The sequence below is a fragment of the Wolbachia endosymbiont of Tuta absoluta genome, assembly GCF_059414725.1.
Window position 1 is genome coordinate 1 of sequence record NZ_JBNRJY010000546.1, and the last position, 478, is coordinate 478.

General features: G+C 39.1%; 1 protein-coding gene. It reads left to right on the forward strand.

From position 1 onward, the window contains the following. Window positions 1-290 precede the first annotated feature (290 nt). The coding region (locus ACJ5GX_RS06080) for a preprotein translocase subunit YajC (protein ID WP_495292811.1) at window positions 291-478 on the forward strand (188 nt) is incomplete at its 3' end.

Sequence of the window (478 nt, forward strand, 5' to 3'; positions counted from 1 at the left end):
TTTGTTCGAAATTTACCTGTGTAAATCGCTTCCACTGCGGGAGTTTAGCTTGGAATTAGACAGTTCCAGGATAGTTGTTTTTGGTTCTGCAGGACGTCGTTGCCTCAAGTGATGTTTAACTTTGTAGCCTCCCCATAGTATAGTTTTTATCAACACTTATGCGGGCAGCGCCGCCGGTAACAGCTAGTATGCAATAAATCATGTCAATCCTTGGCTCCGTTTTAGCGTGAAAGGAAAGAGTAACAAATATTCGCAGTTTTGTAAACCTATTGATTGACTTGAGGTAGGTAGTGTTATGTGGTGCACGTTGGCTAGGGCTGGATGACTGGATCGATCAAATAAAACGTGGTGATACGGTTATTACTTCTAGTGGAATAATAGGTGAATTAAACAAAGTTGACGAAGTAAATGCACAACTAATACTAGAAATAGCACCAAAAATTGAAATAAAAATCCTAAAGTCTGCTATATCTGAAAT